This window comes from Dyadobacter flavalbus, assembly GCF_006149045.1.
In the GTDB taxonomy this organism is placed as follows: Bacteria; Bacteroidota; Bacteroidia; order Cytophagales; family Spirosomataceae; genus Dyadobacter; species Dyadobacter flavalbus.
The window spans coordinates 56,622-71,307 of record NZ_VBSN01000049.1 but is presented as its reverse complement, the minus strand read 5'-3'; the positions used below and the strand labels follow the sequence as shown (position 1 = coordinate 71,307).

At 47.5% G+C, this 14,686-nt stretch carries 13 protein-coding genes; 9 read left to right on the top strand and 4 right to left on the bottom strand.

The window, feature by feature from the left end; genetic code table 11:
- The first annotated feature begins 29 nt into the window (after positions 1-29).
- The 5 genes from FEM33_RS16290 to FEM33_RS16270 all read left to right on the top strand — a co-directional run bounded on the left by FEM33_RS16290 (position 30) and on the right by FEM33_RS16270 (position 7,116).
- Positions 30-1,277 (top strand): mandelate racemase/muconate lactonizing enzyme family protein, encoded by a 1,248-nt coding sequence (locus FEM33_RS16290; RefSeq protein ID WP_161597158.1) that lies wholly within the window; start codon positions 30-32, stop codon positions 1,275-1,277.
- A 12-nt stretch (positions 1,278-1,289) separates the two neighbouring features.
- The gene (locus FEM33_RS16285; protein WP_139013066.1) at positions 1,290-2,681 is read left to right on the top strand and encodes a sulfatase family protein; all 1,392 of its coding nucleotides are present in this window, start codon (positions 1,290-1,292) and stop codon (positions 2,679-2,681) included.
- Positions 2,678-4,252 (top strand): arylsulfatase, encoded by a 1,575-nt coding sequence (locus tag FEM33_RS16280; RefSeq protein ID WP_139013065.1) that lies wholly within the window; start codon positions 2,678-2,680, stop codon positions 4,250-4,252. Before FEM33_RS16285 ends, FEM33_RS16280 begins: the two co-directional genes overlap by 4 nt.
- Positions 4,253-4,671: 419 nt before the next feature.
- On the top strand, positions 4,672-6,318 hold the full coding sequence (locus tag FEM33_RS16275; RefSeq protein WP_139013064.1) for an arylsulfatase: 1,647 nt from the start codon (positions 4,672-4,674) through the stop codon (positions 6,316-6,318).
- A gap of 75 nt (positions 6,319-6,393) precedes the next feature.
- Positions 6,394-7,116 carry a thioredoxin domain-containing protein gene (locus tag FEM33_RS16270; RefSeq protein ID WP_139013063.1) on the top strand — a complete coding sequence of 241 codons (723 nt, stop codon included), beginning with the start codon at positions 6,394-6,396 and terminating at the stop codon, positions 7,114-7,116.
- Between the two features lie 65 nt (positions 7,117-7,181).
- Here the strand turns inward: FEM33_RS16270 and FEM33_RS16265 are convergent, their stop codons facing one another.
- The 3 genes from FEM33_RS16265 to FEM33_RS16255 form a co-directional block, all read right to left on the bottom strand.
- Positions 7,182-8,726: a sulfatase family protein gene (locus FEM33_RS16265; protein ID WP_139013062.1), complete on the bottom strand. Its 1,545-nt coding sequence runs from the start codon at positions 8,724-8,726 to the stop codon at positions 7,182-7,184.
- A 73-nt stretch (positions 8,727-8,799) separates the two neighbouring features.
- Positions 8,800-11,304: a PIG-L family deacetylase gene (locus tag FEM33_RS16260; RefSeq protein ID WP_229214272.1), complete on the bottom strand. Its 2,505-nt coding sequence runs from the start codon at positions 11,302-11,304 to the stop codon at positions 8,800-8,802.
- 64 nt (positions 11,305-11,368) lie between these two features.
- Positions 11,369-11,791 (bottom strand): transposase, encoded by a 423-nt coding sequence (locus FEM33_RS16255; protein ID WP_139013061.1) that lies wholly within the window; start codon positions 11,789-11,791, stop codon positions 11,369-11,371.
- 94 nt (positions 11,792-11,885) lie between these two features.
- Here FEM33_RS16255 and FEM33_RS26420 point away from each other — a divergent pair, with 94 nt between their 5' ends.
- From FEM33_RS26420 to FEM33_RS16240, 4 genes are all read left to right on the top strand, one after another.
- A complete protein-coding gene (locus FEM33_RS26420; protein WP_161597157.1) occupies positions 11,886-12,023 on the top strand; it encodes a hypothetical protein in 138 nt (45 codons plus the stop codon).
- A gap of 20 nt (positions 12,024-12,043) precedes the next feature.
- Positions 12,044-12,499 carry an RrF2 family transcriptional regulator gene (locus FEM33_RS16250; RefSeq protein ID WP_139013060.1) on the top strand — a complete coding sequence of 152 codons (456 nt, stop codon included), beginning with the start codon at positions 12,044-12,046 and terminating at the stop codon, positions 12,497-12,499.
- A gap of 167 nt (positions 12,500-12,666) precedes the next feature.
- On the top strand, positions 12,667-13,554 hold the full coding sequence (locus tag FEM33_RS16245; protein WP_139013059.1) for a sulfite exporter TauE/SafE family protein: 888 nt from the start codon (positions 12,667-12,669) through the stop codon (positions 13,552-13,554).
- A 217-nt stretch (positions 13,555-13,771) separates the two neighbouring features.
- Positions 13,772-14,032 (top strand): hypothetical protein, encoded by a 261-nt coding sequence (locus tag FEM33_RS16240; protein ID WP_139013058.1) that lies wholly within the window; start codon positions 13,772-13,774, stop codon positions 14,030-14,032.
- A gap of 347 nt (positions 14,033-14,379) precedes the next feature.
- Here FEM33_RS16240 and FEM33_RS16235 read toward each other — a convergent pair whose 3' ends face one another.
- Positions 14,380-14,583: a hypothetical protein gene (locus FEM33_RS16235; protein WP_139013057.1), complete on the bottom strand. Its 204-nt coding sequence runs from the start codon at positions 14,581-14,583 to the stop codon at positions 14,380-14,382.
- Positions 14,584-14,686: the final 103 nt, after the last annotated feature.

The following is a 14,686-nucleotide window of genomic DNA, read 5'->3' as shown; positions in this document are numbered from 1 at the left end:
AAATTATCCTGATGATCGAAAACAAAACGATGAACAGAAGAAATTTCCTGAACGCTGCAAGCCTGCTGCCTGCATTGGCATGGACTGATGTTTTTGCTAAAAACAGAAGCAAATCGGATGAAAAACTGGTCGTAACTGCGCTGGACGTGCACGAGATCAAGGTAAATGCACGCGGTAACTGGTTTTTTATCGAACTGAAAACCAATAAAGGAATCAGCGGCCTCGGCGAAGCATCGCATGGATTTTCGGCATCGGTTACGGACGGGAAAAATCAGTTGAAAACGGAACTGAAAGCGTTTTTTGAACTGGTAAAAAATGAATCTCCGTTTGCCGTAGAACAATTCCGTCAGCGTGGTCTGCAGAAAGCGGCGCAAAAAGGAAAAGTGGCAATTACCGCATTCAGCGCAATCGAGCAGGCATTGTGGGACCTGAACGGCAAAGCGCTCGGCGTTCCGGTTTATAATCTACTGGGCGGAAAACTGAGGGAAAAACTGAAAGTATATGCCAATATAAATCGCGCCACTAACGAACGCGATGCAAATGGCAGAAGGCTCGTTTCGTCATTTCAGTCCAATGCGGAAAGTGCCATGAAAAACGGATTTAAAGCCGTGAAGCTGGCACCTTTCGACGAAATGAAGCCATTACAAACCGCTGATGAAAAACAGATTGCATCCGACCTGGATTATGCTGTGAACTGCATTGAGGCCGTAAGGAAAACGATCGGGACGGAAACGGACCTGCTGATTGATGTGCATAGCCATTTGGATAAAAAACTTGCGATTGCCACGGCAAAACGTCTGCAACCATCTAATCTTTACTGGTTTGAAGAGGCCGTTGATCCGGAAAAGTATCCGGGCGACACCAAAGAAATCACCGATGCAATCATGCAGGCTTCGGCAGGCGGAGAATCTATTTTTGGACGGCAAGGCTTTGAAAAACTGATCAATACAAGAGCGCTGGACATGATTATGCCGGATGTAAAGCATTGCGGCGGCATACAGGAACTGCGTTTTATTGCTGCGCAGGCCGAAACAGCGGGTAACATCACCGTGGCGCCCCACAATCCGAGCGGGCCGGTTTCGACGGCAGCGAGTGTGCAGGTTTGTGCTGCCATTCCCAATTTTTCCATCCTGGAATATGCATACGGTGAAGTGCCGTGGCGCGCAGAACTGCTGAACCCGGTTGAGAATTTCAAGGACGGATACATTCATGTACCCGAAACTCCCGGCCTCGGCCATGAACTGAATTACGAGCTGATCAGAAAATACGCTGTTTAACCAACTGAAAACATGAAAAGAATATTTACTATCTTTAATACATTCCTGCTGGTGCTGACGGCAGGTATAATCTTTGCCCAATCCGGCCAGCAAAAGAGCAAGCCGAATATTGTCGTAATCCTGGCCGACGACCTTGGCTACGGCGATATAGGCGCATTCGGCGCAACGGATATCCGCACGCCGAATATTGACAACCTCGCAGCCAAAGGTCTGAAACTTACTTCCTTTTACTCAGCGTCTCCGGTATGCAGCCCCACGCGGGCTGCGCTGATTACCGGGCGTTACCCCAAAAGAATGGGCATTGAACACGTGTTTTTTCCTGAAAGCTTTACCGGAATCCCGTCCGACGAAGTAACGATTGCGGAAGCATTGAAAGGCAATGGCTATAAAACGGCCATTTTCGGAAAATGGCATCTGGGGCATCACAGGCAGTTTTTACCATTACAAAATGGCTTCGACGAATATTACGGAATCCCGTACAGCAACGATATGCAGGGCGTGGTTTATCTGCGCGGAAACGAGGTGGACAGCATGAAAGTCAATCAGAAATACATAACCAGAACGTACACGAAAGAAGCAACGCGGTTTATTGCACAGAATAAAAATCAGCCCTTTTTCCTGTATGTAACGCATAATATGCCGCACGTGCCGCTGTACGCTTCACCGGAATTCGAGGGAAAATCGAAAAGAGGACTGTATGGCGATGTCATTGAGGAACTGGACTGGAGCGTGGGTGAAATTGTAAAATCCATCAAGGCAAACGGACTGGAAGAAAATACGCTGGTCATTTTCACCAGCGACAACGGCCCTTGGCTGATCTTTGATGTGGAAGGCGGTTCGGCGGGTCCGTTGCGTCAGGGAAAAGGCACTACGTTCGAAGGCGGGCAGCGCGTCCCGACTTTGGCGTACTGGCCGGGAAAGATCAAAGCGGGAAGCGTTTACGACGATCTGGCGACACAGCTTGATTTATATCCGACGATCATCAGCCTGACGGGCAGCCAGAAAACACAAACACAGAAACAGCTGGACGGAGAGGATATCAGCCCGGTTTTGTTCGGGACGGGAAAGCGGAAAGGAACGGAGTTTGCATATTATTCCAACGGCATCATCGAAGCATTCCGAAAAGGCGACTGGAAGCTGCGTTTGCCGCAGGCCGATATCAGGCAAAACGATGTTGTACTGGTTCCGGCAACGGACACGCTTCTTTTTAACCTCAGAACGGATGCAGGCGAAAAGAACAATCTCGTAAAAACCAATCCTGAAAAAATAAAAGAACTGCTTGCTGCATGGAAAGCGTATGAAAAGAACATAGGCGAAACACCGACTGCACTCGTGCAGCGCATGCCTGCCGACAACAGTCACATTACAAAACGTGCCGCAAGGGCAAAAAAGGCCGGACAATGAGAAAAGCTGCTTTTTACGCATTGTTTCTGTTCCTGCTTTCAGGACAGATTCATGCACAAAGTTCTGACGAAAGCCCCAACATCATCCTCATCCTTGCCGATGATCTGGGCTTTTCCGATCTGGGCTGTTTTGGTTCGGAGATCAGTACGCCCAATCTGGACCGGCTTGCAAAAGAAGGATTGAGGCTGACGTCGTTCTATAACAGCGGCCGATGCTGTCCGTCACGCGCTGCCTTACTGACCGGATTGTATCCGCATCAGGCCGGGATCGGCGATATGGTGCAGGACAAAGGCCTGCCGGCATATCAGGGTTTCCTGAGCGAAAACAGCGTCACGATTGCACAGCTTCTGAAAACAAAAGGGTACCGGACGATTGTATCGGGGAAATGGCACGTCGGGCTTGTGCCGTCGGCATTTGCGAATAACCGGGGTTTTGACCAATCTTTTACCATGCAGAACAACGGCAGCAGTTATTTCAACTCGGAGCCGATTTACAATGACGGCCGGAAGGTAACTTTCATGCTGAACGGAACAGAAATCCAGCGGCAGGATACTTCGGTTTATCTTACGCAGGCGATCACGGATTTTGCCATCAAGTCGCTCGATGAGCTGAAAACCAGTTCCGATCCGTTCTTTTTGTATCTGGCTTATACCGCGCCGCACTGGCCGATCCAGGCTTTGCCCGAGGATATTGCGAGATATAAAGGAAAGTACCTGAAAGGCTGGAAGGAAATCAGGAAGCAGCGTTTTGAAAAACAGAAAAAGCTCGGTGTTATCAGAAATGACTGGAAACTGTCCGAACCCTATTCACCGGCAGACCAATGGGAATCACTTTCAGCTGCCGAAAAGGAAAGCTGGGATTTACGGATGGCGATATATGCAGCCATGATCGACCGGATGGACCGCGGAATCGGCGAAGTGCTTGCCAGACTGAAAGCATTGAAAAAGGATAAAAACACGCTCATCCTTTTTGTTTCGGACAATGGCGGCAGTGCGGATACGGTGAAAGATTGGGATTATGTGACGCAGAAAAACGGAACGCCGGGCTCGGTTGCTTCCATCGACAGCTATTATCCGGAATGGGGAAATGTAAGCAACACGCCCTTTCGCCTTTTCAAAAAGAACACGCATGAAGGCGGAATTGCTTCGCCGTTTATCGCATGGTTTCCCAAATTGATCAAAGGCGGAACATACAGCGATCAGACGAGCCATTTGATTGATATTCTGCCTACTTTCCTGGACCTTGCAAAAGTGACTTATCCGTTGAATTTTCATGGAAAAACGCTGATTCCGAATGAAGGAAAAAGTCTGCTGGAAACATTCAGGAACCCGGGCCAATCCGCTGAAAGAACTTTATTCTGGGAACATGAAGGCAGTCGCGCCGTCCGGAAAGGAAAATGGAAGCTGGTTTCGGAAATTCATCAGCCATGGGAATTGTACAACCTTGAAACCGACCGGACCGAAACGCAGGACCTTGCAAAAAAGCATCCGGAACGTGTAAAAGAACTGGAAAAGGAATTTCTTATGTGGGCGCAGAAAGTAGGCGTGGCGGATTGGGATTCAATCAAGTAAGGCGCTTTCATGACTTTTTTTTAACTGAAAAGAGAAGTTCCAGCAAGTAAGAAAACCTCAGCGTCAACGGAGAGAAAGTATTCATAAAACAAAGCCTTAAAAATTATCGGTATTCCCTTTTTTATATGACGACTATGTCTTTACTTTGTCTATCAATTTAATAGAGTAATCTGTCAGCCACCGGCGGATTATGCTCAGGTATTTTAAATTTTTCCGGTTATGAATTCCAATTCTGAAAAGATAACTTCAGCTGATTTTATGGTGGCTTCTTCTGCAATTATTCCATTCGCTCAAAATAGCTGTTGTTGATCCGGTAAGGCACTTTTTGCCGCTCCGCGTTCAGCATATTTCCTGTTTTCAGCTGCATTCTACATGCAGTCTTCCGGACTGTTTACGGCTTTAACTTTCTTAATCTTCCTATGAAAATATATGTATCTGCTTTCCTTGCTTTAATGGGTTTTTCTGAGGCTCATGCACAGAAAAAACAGGCAAATGATTCCCGGCCGAATATCATCCTGATTATGGTGGACGATCTGGGTTACTCGGATATCGGCGCTTACGGTTCCGAGATCAAAACGCCGAATCTGGATCAGCTGGCGGCTGAGGGCATCCGTTTCCGTGAATTTTACAACAATTCCATTTGTGCGCCAACGCGTGCCTCGCTGATTACCGGCCAGTATCCGCACAAGGCCGGAGTGGGTTATTTCAATGTAAACCTCGGCCTGCCTGCATATCAGGGATATCTGAATAAAGAGTCGCTTACTTTCGGGGAGGTTTTGCGGAATGCGGGTTACAGTACGCTTCTGAGCGGAAAATGGCACGTCGGAAATGACAGTCTGGCCTGGCCAAACCAGCGGGGATTTGACCGGTTTTACGGTTTTATCAACGGAGCCAGCAATTATTTTGATATCGGGAAATACGGCCAGGCACCTCCGGTTGAACTTGTCGAGAACAACAAACGCATCCATTTGCCGCCTGACAAATACCTGACGGACGAAATTGCGGATCATGCCATTACTTTCCTGGACGAGCAAAGCAAAACTTCAAAGCCTTTCTTTCTGTACCTTGCATTCAACGCACCGCACTGGCCGTTGCAGGCGCATGAAGCCGATATTGCCAAATACAAAGGCCGCTACAACATCGGCTGGGACTCGCTGCGAAAAGAACGCATCAGGCGGCAAATCGAACTCGGCATTGCCGATCCGAAACAGTCGGTCGCCGGCAGGGATTCCGAAGTTGTGCCGTGGGAAAATGTGCCTTATGACGAAAAACAGCTTTGGCAAACCAAAATGGAAATCTATGCTGCTATGGTCGACCGCGTGGATCAGAACATCGGAAAGCTGCGTGATAAACTGAAAGCCCTGCAAAAAGACCAGAATACATTGATCGTCTTTATTTCTGACAATGGTGCGCAGGGAGGCTATTCGGGTGCTTCGCCACGCAAGCCGCAGCGCAATTCTGGTCCTGCCGGAACAGCCGGTTCGTATGTGTATCAGGATCAGCCGTGGGCATATGTTTCCAATACGCCGCATTCCAGCTATAAAAACAACATGCATGAAGGCGGCATCAGTGCACCATTTATCGCATGGTTTCCGAAACAGATCAAAGCAAACAGCATTGTGAAAGGCACGGGACATCTGATCGATCTTGCACCTACGTTTTATGAGCTGGCGAGAGCTGCCTATCCTGCAACAAATGCCGGCGTGAACACGAACCCGCTTCCGGGAAAAAGCCTTGTGCCGGTACTTACGGGCAAAACGGAGCAGGTGGAACGGGCCGAGCCGTTATTCTGGGAACGTGCGGGAAACAGGGCAGTGAGAAAAGGAAAATGGAAAATCGTGTCCAGTTATCCTTCTTATGCGTGGGAATTGTACGATCTGGAAAACGACAGGGGTGAAACGAGCAACCTGGCTGCAGGCAGGACGGATATTGTAAACGAATTGTCAGCCGATTATTTCCGCTGGGCTGAAAAGACAGGCGTTGTGGATTATGAAAAGATCAAACCTGCAACTCCGATCGGAGCGCCTGTCCAGCGTCCCAACCGGCAGGCGGCGCTGGGTCTTTGATTACGTATATGCCAGTGAGTTTATTGGTTTAGGTATGTTCCAAAAATAATTTTCCAACATTTTAATCCATAGCGAATGAAAAATCTGACCTTGTTATCCGTACTGTTTTTTGCCTTGTTTCTGAGTACAACCGGATTTGCACAAAAAGCACCAAAAAGAGAATTGCTGTCCTTTGAAGCATTTGAAGCCAAGCTGAAAGCGGCCGGCAAGGATGCACAAATTTTGGATGCACGCCTGCCGGAAGAGTATGTACAGAATCATCTTGAAGGTGCCGTCAGTTTCAACATTGCCGATCAGGCGGATTTTGAAAAGAAAAGTGCCGGACTGAATAAAGACAAGCCGGTTTTTATCTATTCCATTGGCAACGGGCGCAGCGGCATACTGGCTGAGGATCTGAGAAAAGCAGGTTTTAAAGACGTTACTGAAATTCCCGGCGGCCTCAGCAAATGGATCGGTCTGGGCCGGCCGGTTATTTCCACCGTAGGAAAAGGGCTTTCGCTGGATGAATACACGGCCACCTTAAAAAGCGACAAACTGGTTCTGGTCGATTTCGGATCGCGTTACTGCCCGGGCTGCAAGCGTCTGGACCCAACGATTGATTCGATTAAAACGGAACAGGCGGCAAATGTAAAAGTCATCAAAATCGAAGCATACGAGAACAAATCGCTGGTGAAAGAACTGGGCGTAGTGGGCCTTCCGACGCTGATCCTTTACCGGAACAATCAGGCCATCTGGGAGAAAAAAGGCGGTGCCAGCAAAGCAGAAATTGAGAAGATCCTGAAAGAACAGGCATTGTAATGAAGGCAGAAACAGTCTTTTTCATTCCCCGGCCTGTAATTCAGATCGGGGAATTTTTTGCGTAATCATCGACTTCTGCCGTCTTCCCTGATCTTTTTCAATGCAGCGGCCAGCTCTTTTACAATTTCGGGATGCGTCTTGGCCAGGTTAGTTTTTTCACCGATATCGTTTTTCAGATCATACAGTTGCGGCAGCGAATCTCTGCCCGTTTCGGTTCCGGTGAGTTTCTGGACTTTCGGCCCTTCGGATGGTTCAATGTATTTCCAGGAACCTTTTACCAGCGAAAAACCGCCGCCTTGTTCCACAAGTATTTCACGGCCATTGGCAGACTTTCCGGTAAAAGCGGCAAACAAATCCTGGCTGTCCGGCGCATCTTCCTGCGACAGTTTCTGATTGAAAAAGGAAGCAAACGACGCAATAAGATCCATCTGGCAAACCAGCGCGTCCGATCTGGTACCCAGCTTGACAACGCCCGGCCATCTTACAAGAAAAGGAACCCTTGTGCCCGCTTCAAAAGCACTGCTTTTTCCGCCCCGTAGCGGCCCGCGCGGATTATGTCCGTTCAGTTGCGTTACGGCGCCGTCGTCATAGCCGTCGTCCAGAACAGGCCCGTTGTCACTTGAAAAAAGGATCAGCGTGTTTTTGGCAATGCCCAGTGCTTCCAGTTTTTTCAGGATTCTGCCGACAGTCCAGTCCAGCTGCAAAATGGCGTCGCCGCGTAATCCGAGGCCGCTTTTACCTTTAAACTGCGTACTCGGCATGCGCGGCACGTGAATGTCATTAAGCGAGAAATACAGGAAAAAAGGCTGCTTGCTGTGTTGTTCAATAAAATTTTCTGCACGATCCGCAAAAACATGCGCGATTTCTTCATCGGTCCAGCGCGCTTTTTTCCCGCCGGTCATAAATCCGATCCTTCCGATGCCGTTCACGATCGTGTTGTTATGGCCGTGATCCGGAGAAGCATGCAGTTTCAGCAGTTCGGGGTTTTCCTTTCCGGTGGGTTCAGTGCCTATTTTCTGCTGGTAATTCACTTCAATCGGATCGGAAGCTTCTAAGCCGACAACTTCCTGATTTTCAATAAATACAGTTGGAACCCTGTCGCCGGTAGCCGGAAATATAAAAGAATAATCAAACCCGACAGCATCCGGGCCTTTTGCTATGGGCTGGTTCCAGTTGATCTTCTTGCCGTTTTCACCCAATCCCAGATGCCATTTGCCGACTGCGCCTGTTTTGTAGCCTGCTTTTTGGAAAACTGAAGGCAAAGTCGCATTTTCTGTCGGGACGATTAATGCCGCGTCGCCGGGAAGGATGTTTGTGCCCGGTTTCCGCCACGGATACTGGCCAGTCATCAACGCATATCGGGACGGTGTACAGGTTCCCGACGTCGTATGTGCGTTGGTAAAAAGCATTCCTTCGCGCGCCAGCCGGTCTACGTTGGGCGTGCTGATTTTGGTTGCGCCGTATGCACTCAAATCTCCGTAACCCAGATCATCCGCATAAATAAAAATAACATTCGGACGGTCTTTTTGGACGCTTTGGGCTTGTAATAATGAAGGAAACAGGCAAATCAGAAGGAATGCGTGTCTGGCAAAGACGTTGTTTGAATGCATGGATAAAACGGGTTTGGTTGAAGGATTTTTTGATCTGACCGCTAGCAGCTAACCGCTAATCGCTAAAAGCCAGCTATCTTCCCAATGAAATCAGGTTTGAAAATACGCGGTATGCGCCTGGCACTCCGGCGGGCAACTGGCGGAACCAGCTCATGGTCGTGTATACGTAGTTGCCTTTGCCGTACTTGGCGATGAGTATGCCGCCGTCCAGCTTTTCACAGCCCGGATCGTTGCAGGAAATGACTGTTTCGTACTGGTCCGACCAGTTTTCGGGCTGGTACAGACTGCGTTCCTGAACCCAGCCTTCAAAGTCTTTCTGCGTGATTTTGTTGGGATAATTCAGTGCCTTGGATTCTTTATTCAGGAACCGCACTTCCGAACCTTCCACGGTAACCCGTTTGCTCGAAACGGTAAAAGGGTAGGGGCCGAAATTCTTCATCAACAAACCCTGATCCGAATTGTACTGAACGATCAGATTTCCGCCGTTTTCAACGTATTTCAGCAAGATCGGGTTAATGATTTTGAGTCTTTCCACCATGTTATACGCTTTTACGCCTATAATGACAGCATCATACCTTTGCAGTTTTTCGGCTGCAATATCATGGTCTTCCAAAAGGATCACTTCATAGCCGATCTGCTGCAGACTTGCCGGGACCATGTCGCCGGCGCCTTTGATGTAGCCGATCAGCTGGCCGTTTTTATGGATTTCTACCTTGACCGCCTTTGCCTTTGCCTTCGGAAAACTGATCTGCGTCGGGATGTGGGCGTAACTGATTACATTGAGGCTTTGATTATATTCCCTGCCCGCCACATTTACAACGGCACTGATTTCAGTTTCGTCCGCATAAGCAGGCGGGAACAGCTCAAAATCAGCATTTTGCTCGTCTCCTTTCGCTTTCAGATTTACCGGAACGGAAAAGGGTTCAGCGTGCCACCCGTCCGGCAGTTTCAGTTGTAATGTGCCCGTCAGATTCTCGGCGCCGGACTTTACGTTCACTTTTACCTTTTTACTTTTATTTTCATTGAATACATAAACTTTGTTGTCCAGCGCAACAAAGACCGGCGGAGTTACAGAAACCGGCTGATAAATTTCTCCAAGAATCGGGTCTGTCTTCTGGAATACAACCGGAACGGCATACCTTATTTGATGCGTATTGATTTCGAGTTCAAAGCCGACTTCTGCCACCGGTCTGTTTTCCGCCATCCCGATTTCCTGCTGGTTCCTGACGTCAAAAAGGCCGGGGCCGCTTTCTTTTTCCAGCCAGTAGGGCTGCGAATATTTTGTATCCAGCGGAATTACAGCGGTGCCCGAAAGTTCGGTTTTTTCGTTATTTACGATTTTAATACTGGTTAAAGTATCCTTGCCTTCAAACGGAAAATGCACTTTTTTGATAATAACAGGAACCGGAGAACGGTTTGTTGCTTCAACTGTAATGCGGATCTTTTCACCCGGCGTGTAGGTGTAATCGTCTGATTTTACCGACAAAAACAATCCCAGTGCTTCCTGAATTACTTTATTCAGATCTTTCAGCTTTTCCGCTTTCCAGTAGCCGTCCGGCAATTTTTCAAGTTCGGACTTGATTTCCAGCAATGCAGGAACCGATGCCGAAGGATTGATACAGTTGTAAGAACGGATTGCTTTGGTAACCAGCGCGTTTATCTTTCCTGAGTTCCTGACTCTGCCCCAGCTTGTGTCGATGTGGCTGAACAAATCGTCCGTTGCTTTTTCACCTTTCACATGCTTGAAATATTCGGTCAGGCTGCCGCGGAAGCCAACCGTTCCGAAGCCCTGTGTCTTGTGAACACTTCTGCTTTCTGCTGCAATTTCTCCGTATGATTTTCCAAGCAGCGGATTGAAAGTGCCGAGGTCAATCCGGAGGCATTCCCTGGCGTCTTTTTCATCCACTTCATCGCGCCGCTGGTTCCACCACATGCCTGCATTCCATACCAGTCGGGTTGTTTTCCAGGGCTTTACGTATTTCAGCTGTTCGGGAAAACGATCCGGGTCTGCTGCTGCTTCAAAAGCTTCCTCGGCCAGCATTGCCGAAGCAATATGCTGCCCGTGGCCTGCTCTTTCATCCGGCGGAAACCGGGTTACAATCACATCCGGCCTGAATTTACGAATGATCCAGACCGCGTCGGAAAGCAGCTTTTCCTTGTCCCAGATCGTGAAAACCTCTTCTGCACTCTTGGAAAATCCGAAGTCTATGGCTCTGGAAAAAAACTGATGCCCGCCGTCAATCCTTCTTGCCTGCAAAAGCTCCTGCGTTCGAAGTATGCCCAGGTTTTCCCTGATTTCGGTACCGATTGCATTTTGTCCTCCGTCGCCGCGTGTCAGTGAAAAGTAGGCAGTATTATAGTGTTTTTCATTGGCCATGTAGGCGATGAAAGTCGGGTTTTCATCATCGGGATGCGCTCCGAAGTACAGGATATTTCCGAGTACTTTCAGCTTTTGAATGCCCTGAAGAATTTCTGAAGATGAAGCGCCCGACGGAACCTGCGCCCAGATATTTTTAGAAGTTGCCATTCCGGTCAATACAGTTACAAGTAAAAAATAACGGTAAAAAAGTGTTTTCATAGATTCCGAACCGGTTGGAGCCATGGTGTAAAAGCGGTTGTCATAGGATTGGAATGCAGGGTTGTCATGGCATCAGGCGTATTTTGCCGGCTGCTTCCGAAAAAGCAGCAAGTAGCTCGTTCTGTTCCCCGGTTTTCAGCTGGCCTTTTATCTTCCTGAGAAAATCGTACAAAGGCTCGCTGTATTTATGGCCGGTTTGCTGCTGCAGATGGGCAACCGTCAGGTTATTGTCGCTGCTTTTCAGCAAATACAATGCAATGAAAAAATACGAAACCGGTAACTTGCTGCCTTCCAGTAATGTTCCGCTTTGCAGGGTGGTCCGGAACTTACAGCTTTTGCATTGGAACTGCCGTTTTGGCGATAACCAGTAATGGTGGCTGCTTCCGCATTTTTTACAGATTACTCCTTTTTTTAACCGGTATTCCTTAAATGCTTCAGCCGCCAGTTGTTCGTTCCTGTAAATTTCTAAAACATCATTTGAAAGCATACGCCTGATTTCTATAAGTACTCAGGCCTGAAATTACGAACATTTTGGAATAAAGAATATAAAGTCTATCAAATTAGTATAATAATAAGGCGGAATGATCTTGGCTGTAATCCGGTTTCCTGCAGGAACGCAGGCAAGGAAGCAGGGCAGCGGCACACGAGGAAACAGGCCGGCCGGGAGCGGCGTGCATGCAGGCGGAAATGCATCAGGATATGTACATGAAGCAATTTAAAATTCCTATATATTTGATATATGATATCGAAAAAAGCAAAATACGCATTGAAAGCCCTGAAAGTATTGGCAGAAAGATACGCAAAGGGACCGGTTCTTATTTCTGAAATTGCCATGCAGGAAAGAATTCCTAAAAAGTTTCTGGAAGCTATCCTGCTGGATTTGAGGAACAACGGAGTATTGCAAAGCCAGAAAGGAAAGGGCGGTGGATACATGCTGCGCATTCCGCCCGAAGAAGTAAGTTTTTCAAAAGTGCTGAGGATCATCGACGGGCCCATTGCACCGGCACTATGCGTGTCCATGTTTTTTTACGGCAAATGCGATGATTGCAAAGAGGAGGAAACTTGCAGCCTGAGAAGCGTACTGGCAAAATGGCGGGATGCAAACCTGGCCGTTCTTGATAATACGACGCTGGCAGACGTGCTGAAAGCGGAGAGTGAATCCAGAATGAACATGGACAGCAGCAGCGTAAGTTAAGTTCTGTTTTTCTGGTCCTGTTTACTTTCTGAAAGTCGTGTTGTACTTTCCGGAAGCCTGCATAAAAAACGTGTTTACGAGCAAATTGTGTCAACTAGCAAGTCTATAAAATTTGTAGATTAAATAGTTTTGTTACTTTTGTACGTACAATCTGCCATACAGAACTCATGTTTTCAAAAGTCCTTTCGCTCAGGCCCGTTTCAAAATTATGGTATATAGTACCTGCCGGGCTTCTTTTAATCACTTTTGGTATCCTGTTTTTCAATAGTGCCTTTCTGACTGACAATGAATCGGTCAGGTCTTTTCTGGACAGTGACTTTGCTTTGTACCTGCTGGTCGGGCTGGCGGCGCAGCTTGTTGACGGGGCTTTGGGAATGGCATACGGCATTACTTCCACCTCTTTTCTGCTGGGTATGGGCATTTCCCCGGCGGTCAGCAGCACAAGCGTTCATGTGGCTGAAATGTTTACGACAGGCGCTTCCGCGATTTCCCATTTCAAATTCAGAAACATCAATAAAAAGTTATTCAAAAGTTTACTGATTGCCGGCGTGGCGGGTTCGGTTACCGGTGCCTATCTGCTTTCCGATGTCATTGACGGAAATGTGATCAAACCTTATATTGCCTTTTATATGCTTGTTCTCGGCATTGTAATCATCAGAAAGGCCGTTCAGAAAAAACTGGTCAAGAATAAAACCAGACGCATAGGCATCCTGGCGGCCGCAGGCGGATTTCTTGATTCTGTGGGCGGCGGAGGCTGGGGGCCGATCGTCACTTCCACACTGCTGGGCCAGGGCCGTGATCCGCGCTACACCATTGGCTCCGTCAACGCTGCCGAATTCATTATTACATTTTCGAGCGGCGTTACCTTTCTGATCTTCAACGGAATCAACAGCTGGCAGGTCGTTCTGGGCCTCATCATCGGCGGCGTGATTGCTGCCCCGTTTGGAGCACTTCTGGTTGGAAAAATCAACCGCAAGGCATTGATGCTCAGTATCGGAATTCTGGTCATTGGTCTGAGTTTACGGACTATCCTTCAAAGCACGGGCGTTATTTAAGACCTCAGATCCGCTGATTTGAAATTACATTCATGCAGCCGGTTTCCGCGCCGGTTTGATCCGCATTCCGGTTTTGGTGGTACGTTCTGCAACTTTTCGGTTTATATAGCAGCCAATGACTTCATGCGCTTTTATATCATTCTATCGATGCTTACATTTGTATACTCTATAAATTTGGTAGAGTTTAACGAAGTATAATGGCTTAAATAGAATTGTCATGAACAATACTTACCAATTGAAGCTGACTTACCCTAAAACCTTCAACCTGTATAATATTACTTCGCTGGTTGAATCTGTGAACGGTGTCCGGATTCAGCATCTTGACTTTATCAGTAAAGGCAAGAATGTAGCCGGCATCCTGATATTCGAAGCGTCTGACCTTCTTAAATTCAACTCCGTCGTAAGACTGATCAAAGCCAGAAAAGAGGTACTCATCGAAGAAGTTCCGGCGTTCTGCATGAACGAAAAACCTTACTGAAGCGAAACGGCTTCCTGCAGTCAGTTTCAGGTTGGAGAAAATCATGTCCGGTTATGTTTCAGGACAGTTTTTGCCGAATACAGGAAACTGCAAAATTGCAGCGGTTTCGAAAGTACTTCCCGGATTTCCGAAGGCGTTTATAAAATGAAAACCAAAGTTTCAGAATGAATGCTACAAAACGAATTAGTCTTTAAAAAAGCATCCCGGCCTTTTTCCTGAAAACCTTTTTCTGGCAGGTGTTTCAGAAAAGAAACCGGGATGTCACTTTTGGTATCGAGGGAAAATATGCTTTGGCCGAATGCAGGCTTTAAGCCGGCATTAAAAATGATCGTCAGTATTGATTCGGATTATCCGTTATCGTCTGAATCCTCTTGATCCTTTTCCTGGCTGTTATTTTCATCCGAAGCAATCTTCAGAAGCTTCTTGGCGAGTTTTTTAGCCGATTTTTTGATTGCCTTTTCTACTTTTTCCGACTGTTCGCCTGTCAGATCGAGCTTGATATGTACTGCACTGGCGATATTGGCTGCCAGCTGCTTTTCACTTTTTTTCATAACCTTCTTTATGATGTTAATAATTTTAGTTTATCGTATCCGTAAAGATAGGGTATGATTCTGCATTACTTATATTATCATTTGCAAGGCGCTCATTGTCAGG